2 protein-coding genes are annotated in these 1,070 nt (G+C 52.7%); both read right to left on the bottom strand.

Translation table 11 applies throughout. The features are described from left to right. Window positions 1-69: 69 nt before the first annotated feature. Window positions 70-705, bottom strand: coding sequence for an IS6-like element ISNamo8 family transposase (locus tag DP106_RS15350; protein WP_015408823.1), 636 nt, complete (start codon window positions 703-705; stop codon window positions 70-72). 203 nt (window positions 706-908) lie between these two features. Further along, a partial coding sequence (locus DP106_RS15345) for an acyl-CoA dehydrogenase family protein (protein ID WP_276310104.1) occupies window positions 909-1,070 on the bottom strand: 162 nt, incomplete at its 5' end.

The raw sequence follows: 1,070 nt of genomic DNA, 5'->3' as shown, positions 1-1,070 counted from the left end.
TATCGTCCGCCCGGACATAGAGGACCCCCACGCCGGCGTCGCGGACGACTGACCCCGGCCGGGTAGTGTTCAGATAAGCTGATTCCATGCGAAGGCGAATGATCGAAGCCAATTGTCGGCGGTATCTGCTTCGGCGTTGCTGAAACAGTTTGAGAAGCTGGTAGTTCTACGTTTTATCTCTCGAAAGACACGTTCGACGCTATTCCGATTTCCATGTTTTTCATATTTGAAATCGAGACTGTGACGGCGGCAAGCGTCCTTCAATGAGTGCGAGCCATCGATGAGAAACACGGCGTGTTCTACGTCGTGTTTCTCGCGGAGTTCAGCAAAGAACGCGTGAGCAATTACGCTGTTTGTGGTTGGTTCAAGCGTTGTGTATAGCAATTCGTTTGTTTCAGGATCGACAGCCGCGTACAGCCAATATTGTTCATCATTGAGCCGGATCACCGTCTCGTCAACGGCGACGTGATCCGGATTTTGACCAGACTCAGGCTGTAGATCTGCTTTCTGAACCCAATTATGCACAGTTGACCGAGCACGATTGACACCAAATAATTCAAGAATAGAAACAGTATTCGAAAGTGATAATCCAGCGAGATGGAGCTGAATACTAAGCTTCATCAGAAATCGTGGTGTCGCTTCTCGTTCAACAAACTCTAAGTCGATCTCGTCTAAATTGTCGTTGAGGCGGGCGTTTTCTGGCATAGACACTCAAAAAACGCACCGCCTCACCCTTCATCCTTATCTGAACACCGCCCTATAAGCCGACTCAAATTCCAACTGTCCGGGCCAATACCGCTATTCAATACAGCAGAGTGATCCAGTCGCGACGATCGACGCGGATCCGCTTCAACCCCACAAGGGTTCTTGTGAGGTACCCCGCGCACGGTGGCGCGGGGCGTCCGTGTTTACCCGAACAGTTCGTTCGCGATCGTGTTCCGCAGCACCTCGCTGGTGCCCTCGTAGATCTCGTTGAGCTTGGCGTCGCGGTAGAAGCGCTCGGCGGGGAAGTCCTTCGTGTAGCCGTAGCCGCCGTGGATCTGGATTCCCTCGTTGGCGACCTCGCGGGA

Origin of the sequence: Halonotius pteroides (assembly GCF_003605635.1) — an archaeon.
Classification (GTDB): Archaea; Halobacteriota; Halobacteria; order Halobacteriales; family Haloferacaceae; genus Halonotius; species Halonotius pteroides.
This window is presented reverse-complemented; position numbering and strand designations above follow the sequence as displayed.

What these genes read in the sequence shown, in the direction of transcription:
- DP106_RS15350 (WP_015408823.1), bottom strand. Translation starts at nt 705, where the DNA reads ATGCCAGAAAACGCCCGCCTCAACGACAATTTAGACGAGATCGACTTA.